The following is a 4,377-nucleotide window of genomic DNA, read 5'->3' on the forward strand; positions in this document are numbered from 1 at the left end:
GTGGCTATCGGTCACTTAAAGGAAGTACACGAACAGACGCATCCGGCAGAACGGCAGTCAAAGCAAAAAATGCCGCCAGATGACAAACAAACGGATAGCGCTAAGCCGGACTGAAACCTCAGTACAGCTGGATAGCCCGCCCGTCCTCTGTCAGTCCGCAGGGGAACGGAGAAAGGCAGACCGCGCACGTCCCTGCGCGCGGACTGCCCCCTACCTACAGCGTGCCCGGCAGTAAATGCCGGCCGCCCGGCGCTGAACCCCGGCGTTCTCGGTGACAATCGTTGCCGGTCAGCCGCCATTCAACATAATGTGGCATTAAGCGCAATGGGCCTGAACGGCCCGCCACGCTTAACGGAACATTATGTCGGCGCCGTTCACCGCAGGGCGCTGCGCGGTTACCTTAACCCCGGTGAGCGGCTGGCCGCCGGGTTGGGCCTCTCAGCCCCAGCGGCGCACAGGGTTCGCTCGCTCACCCTCTGCTGTCAGTATCAGTGCTAAAATCCACCGCCGCAGTCGCCGCCGTCCGTGGCGGCTCCGGTGCCCAAACCTACCTGAAACCGTGGCCGGTCAGCCCGTCAAGGTCAACAACCCTGAAGGCAGGCCAGCAGGCTGGCGCAGTTTATGGCCCCCGCCCAACCCCGCTGCACTGGCTGCGTCCGGCTCGCAGTCGCAGGCTCCTCGCTCGTTCCCGTCCTCGCCATCTCCGCCCCGTCTGCCCCCGCAGGCAGGGGCTCCCCGCTTAACGGCTTCACCTGCGGGCCTCGCCGGCCCGCACCCGGCCAACCCGCGTCAGCGGCGCAGGCAAGCTGCCCCGCCGTCGCGGGTTCCCGATAAAACCCCGGTTCCGGCAGGAAAAGGGGGCTGAAACCCGGCACTGACGTCGGGGAAAAAATGCGCTAACATCAGCAAAGTGCACATCGGGGTTTTAGGTTCGCGGTGATGAGTGAAGGGGGGAGGCGTGGCTCTTTAACAGGCTGTTATTAAAGAAAAAAATCCTGACAAAACAGTATGGTCGTGTCGGGGTAATCCCTAAGACCATCAAGGGACGGTGCGGGAAATCCTGACCGAGGAGGGAGAACTGCTCTGGGCAGGGCGATTACTCACCTGGGGCGAGCCGGAGCGCTGGCCGGTGCTGACGGTCAACGACCCAAGGAACCTGACGTGTAATTTTCGGTTTTGTGGTCAGTACGAAGACAGGGAAAGCGGTTTGTTTTATAATCGGCACCGTTATTACGAGAGTGAAACAGGCCAGTACTTATCGCCAGACCCGTTGAACTTAGCCGGAGGAGTCAATCCTTACAGTTACGTGCATAATCCGGCGAACTGGATTGATCCACTGGGGCTAGCGGGGTGTCCGGGGGCAAAACCTGATTTTTATGTTGGACCAGCTGGGCCAAGTACAACTATGCCATCGACAGGGTATCGCCATATGAAATATAAGGAGCCTGATGGTTCTATTAACAAATTTGTAGATTCAACTTTAAAAAATAAATCAGCACCTGTTAGTTACTTTGGATTTGAAAAATATCCTTCGGGAAGTGCGGCAAGAGATGGTTTCCAAATAGCACCTGGCTGGAGTGATGCGCGTATGGTTGGTACTTTTGACACTTTGCAACTATATAAAAATGGCAAACCAACCGCCTTTGTTCCTACATGGGAGGGTAACACCCATCCAACTAAATTAGAGCCTTTTGCATCAGCATATCCTCAGTATGGAAAAGGTGGTGCTGTTCAGCTACATGCTGATAATCAAATCATTCATTTTGATTCAATTAGAATTTTACCGGATTAATATTATGGATATATTGAAAAGAGAAGATGCAGAAGTAATGCTTTATCAGCTACTTAAGAGAACTGTAATAAACGATAATGACATTAATGAATTAATGGATATAGCAAAAAATCATGATCGTTCTATTCCAATGAAAGGAATTCGCCACAAGTATGATCATATGGAAAAAAGGAAATTAACAAAGGAAGATTGGGATGTCCTTGATACGTTAATGCATTTTTACGGCCCTTAGGAATAATTTAAACATCGAAAAGCCGGAAAGATCCTCCGTGATCTTCCGGCCTTCTTCATGATCTACCGTGGCGCATACCCACGGTAAGCCAGCGCGGACTGGAGCTTAGCAATGGCATCCTTAATCTGATACGCTTCCTCGTCATTCACCGCGCAAGCCCGTATCTCCGCCCAGTTCAGCCGCTTAACCAGTTGGGCCAGGGCCAGCGCTTCAATGTGGGTTAACTGAATGTCCTGTAAATGTTCAATCACCATGTTCATTTTATCCCCTCCCTTAGCCCGCGTTGTACTCAGCCAGCATTTCACGCATCCGCAGCTTAATCTCATTAAGCTGGTTCTGTTGCCGCTGGTACTGCTGATGCTGTTGTTGCGTGGCCTCACTGTCAGGGATCAGCACCAGACAACCGTCCATCACCTTCACCGTAATCTGACCCCCGGTATTAAACCCCGCCTGTCTCAGCCACTGGCCCTTAAGATGTATCGCCGGGGTGGCGTTGTTAACCTTATTCCCGTTCGGTACATAACCCACCGTGTAATACCGTTCTGTTTTCGCGGCTTTATTTACCGCCGCTTCTGCCTTAGAATGCGCCTTAGCCATAGTAACTACCTCTTTTAGTTGCTTGTGGTGAGCGGGGCTAAAGTGTTGGTAGCACCTTAGCCCCGCGTTAAATCAAAGGGTGTCCTTTTATCTTGCCAACGCCTGTAACTGCTTCTTAGTTAAAAAAGCATCCAGCAACTTCTTAATCACTTCCTTATCCTCATCCGGTAACTGTTCCACTGCCTGAAACTGTCTCAGTAACTCCCGGTCCTCAAATCTTGCTTTAGCCGCTTCCGTCGCGGCCCCTTCCAGCAAGTAATCACTGGTTACGCCCAGTACATCCGCTAACCGTTTTAACGTATCACTCCCCGGTCTGGAAGTTCCCCGCTCAAAACGGCCAATATGGGTGTAATGCAACTCCGCCAATCTGCCCAGTTCAGACTGGGAGAACCCCTTTTGCCTGCGTAACTCACGCAAGCGTTGGGCAAATCCGGTCTCTGTCGTCGCTGTCATATCAAGCACCTCAGTCATCATAGCGGTATCAAATAGAGCTATGTTGCCGTAATTATCTGCCATCTTCCATGCTCCGGTGCGTTGATATGAACTTTACATGCTTGACATGATAAAGCCTTGAAGCTACCTTATCAAGCATAAATGCTTTATTGAAAAATATTTTATAAGGACCGCTTACATGGCACGCATCCCGGAAGCAGAACTACAGCACCTGAAAGCCGCCGTCTCCTTAGTAGCCGTGGCGGAACAACAGGGACGAAAGCTGATTAAACGCGGCAAAGATTACGTGCTGCTGTGCCCGTTCCATCAGGAAAAAACCCCGTCAATGGTATTGAGTCCTGAAAAGAATCTCTATCACTGCTTCGGCTGCAATGAAGGCGGCTCGATACTGGACTGGGTGATGAAAACCGAAGGCTTAAGCCTGCGCCATGCGGCGGAGCGGTTGCGCGCCTTACTCGGCGAAAATCCGGCGGTCAAGCCGCTGGTTGCACCGTCTGAACCGGCGTTGCTGGCCGAAGATGAAGCGGGCCGGCAGGCGCTGCTGCATCGGGTGGTGGAGTTCTATCATCATACCCTGCTGAACGCCCCGGAGATGCAGGCTTACCTGACGGCGCGGCAGCTCAATCATCCTGAACTGGTTGCTCACTTTAAACTGGGTTTTGCCAACCGTACGCTGGGCTATCGGCTGCCATCAAGAAAGCTGAAATCCGGTGCAGAAATCCGCGCCCGCTTGCGCTCGCTGGGTCTGATGCGGGAATCGGGTCATGAACACTTTACCGGCTCGCTGGTTGTACCGGTTATCAATCCTCAAGGACAAATACAGGAAATCTACGGACGTAAAATCGGCGACCACCTGCGGGCGGGTACGCCATCGCACCTTTATCTACCGGGTGCGCATGGCGGCGTCTGGAATGAAACGGCGCTGATAGCCGCGAAAAGCCTTATCGTGTGTGAATCGCTGATTGATGCGATGTCGTTCTGGGTCGCAGGGTATCGGAACGTGACCGCCGTTTACGGGGTCAATGGCGTGACAGCCGACCACTGGCAGGCGTTCGAACGGCACGGTATCAAACAGGTGCTTATCGCGTTCGACAATGACAGCGCGGGCAATGAAGCGGCGGTGAAACTGGCGGAGGCGCTGCTTGTGCGGGGGATCACACCGCTGCGCGTGATGTTCCCGCCCGAAATGGATGCCAACGACTATCTGTGTCAGGCGGCCGAGCCGGAAGCCGCCTTCGCCCTGCTGCTTGAGAGCGCCACGCCAATATCCACCGCCATAGCAGCGCGCACGACGGCGGAGGTA

Annotated in this window: 7 protein-coding genes; 3 read left to right on the forward strand and 4 right to left on the reverse strand. The window is 53.6% G+C overall.

The features are described from left to right. Positions 1-214: 214 nt before the first annotated feature. The gene (locus tag OO184_RS24485; RefSeq protein WP_265381399.1) at positions 215-346 is read right to left on the reverse strand and encodes a hypothetical protein; all 132 of its coding nucleotides are present in this window, start codon (positions 344-346) and stop codon (positions 215-217) included. Between the two features lie 702 nt (positions 347-1,048). On the opposite strand from OO184_RS24485, the gene OO184_RS24490 reads away from it, so the two are divergent. Both OO184_RS24490 and OO184_RS24495 read left to right on the forward strand, forming a co-directional pair. Then, entirely contained in the window at positions 1,049-1,792 is a 744-nt protein-coding gene (locus OO184_RS24490; protein WP_376712603.1) for an RHS repeat-associated core domain-containing protein, read from the forward strand. A 4-nt stretch (positions 1,793-1,796) separates the two neighbouring features. Continuing rightward, positions 1,797-2,024 carry a hypothetical protein gene (locus tag OO184_RS24495; RefSeq protein ID WP_265381400.1) on the forward strand — a complete coding sequence of 76 codons (228 nt, stop codon included), beginning with the start codon at positions 1,797-1,799 and terminating at the stop codon, positions 2,022-2,024. Between the two features lie 62 nt (positions 2,025-2,086). On the opposite strand, the gene OO184_RS24500 is transcribed toward OO184_RS24495, so the two are convergent. From OO184_RS24500 to OO184_RS24510, 3 genes are all read right to left on the reverse strand, one after another. After that, positions 2,087-2,284 (reverse strand): DUF7706 family protein, encoded by a 198-nt coding sequence (locus tag OO184_RS24500; RefSeq protein WP_265381404.1) that lies wholly within the window; start codon positions 2,282-2,284, stop codon positions 2,087-2,089. Positions 2,285-2,297: 13 nt separating this feature from the next. Then, a complete protein-coding gene (locus OO184_RS24505) occupies positions 2,298-2,621 on the reverse strand; it encodes a SymE family type I addiction module toxin (RefSeq protein ID WP_265381401.1) in 324 nt (107 codons plus the stop codon). Between the two features lie 87 nt (positions 2,622-2,708). Then, entirely contained in the window at positions 2,709-3,137 is a 429-nt protein-coding gene (locus tag OO184_RS24510; RefSeq protein ID WP_265381402.1) for a helix-turn-helix domain-containing protein, read from the reverse strand. Between the two features lie 115 nt (positions 3,138-3,252). On the opposite strand from OO184_RS24510, the gene OO184_RS24515 reads away from it, so the two are divergent. Beyond that, positions 3,253-4,377, forward strand: a 1,125-nt coding sequence (locus OO184_RS24515; protein ID WP_265381403.1) for a CHC2 zinc finger domain-containing protein, incomplete at its 3' end; no start/stop codon positions are given.

The sequence above is a fragment of the Photorhabdus aballayi genome, from assembly GCF_026153155.1.
GTDB classification, from domain to species: domain Bacteria; phylum Pseudomonadota; class Gammaproteobacteria; order Enterobacterales; family Enterobacteriaceae; genus Photorhabdus; species Photorhabdus luminescens.

What these genes read in the sequence shown, in the direction of transcription:
- OO184_RS24495 (WP_265381400.1), top strand. Translation starts at nt 1,797, where the DNA reads ATGGATATATTGAAAAGAGAAGATGCAGAAGTAATGCTTTATCAGCTA.
- OO184_RS24500 (WP_265381404.1), bottom strand. Translation starts at nt 2,284, where the DNA reads ATGAACATGGTGATTGAACATTTACAGGACATTCAGTTAACCCACATT.
- OO184_RS24505 (WP_265381401.1), bottom strand. Translation starts at nt 2,621, where the DNA reads ATGGCTAAGGCGCATTCTAAGGCAGAAGCGGCGGTAAATAAAGCCGCG.
- OO184_RS24510 (WP_265381402.1), bottom strand. Translation starts at nt 3,137, where the DNA reads ATGGCAGATAATTACGGCAACATAGCTCTATTTGATACCGCTATGATG.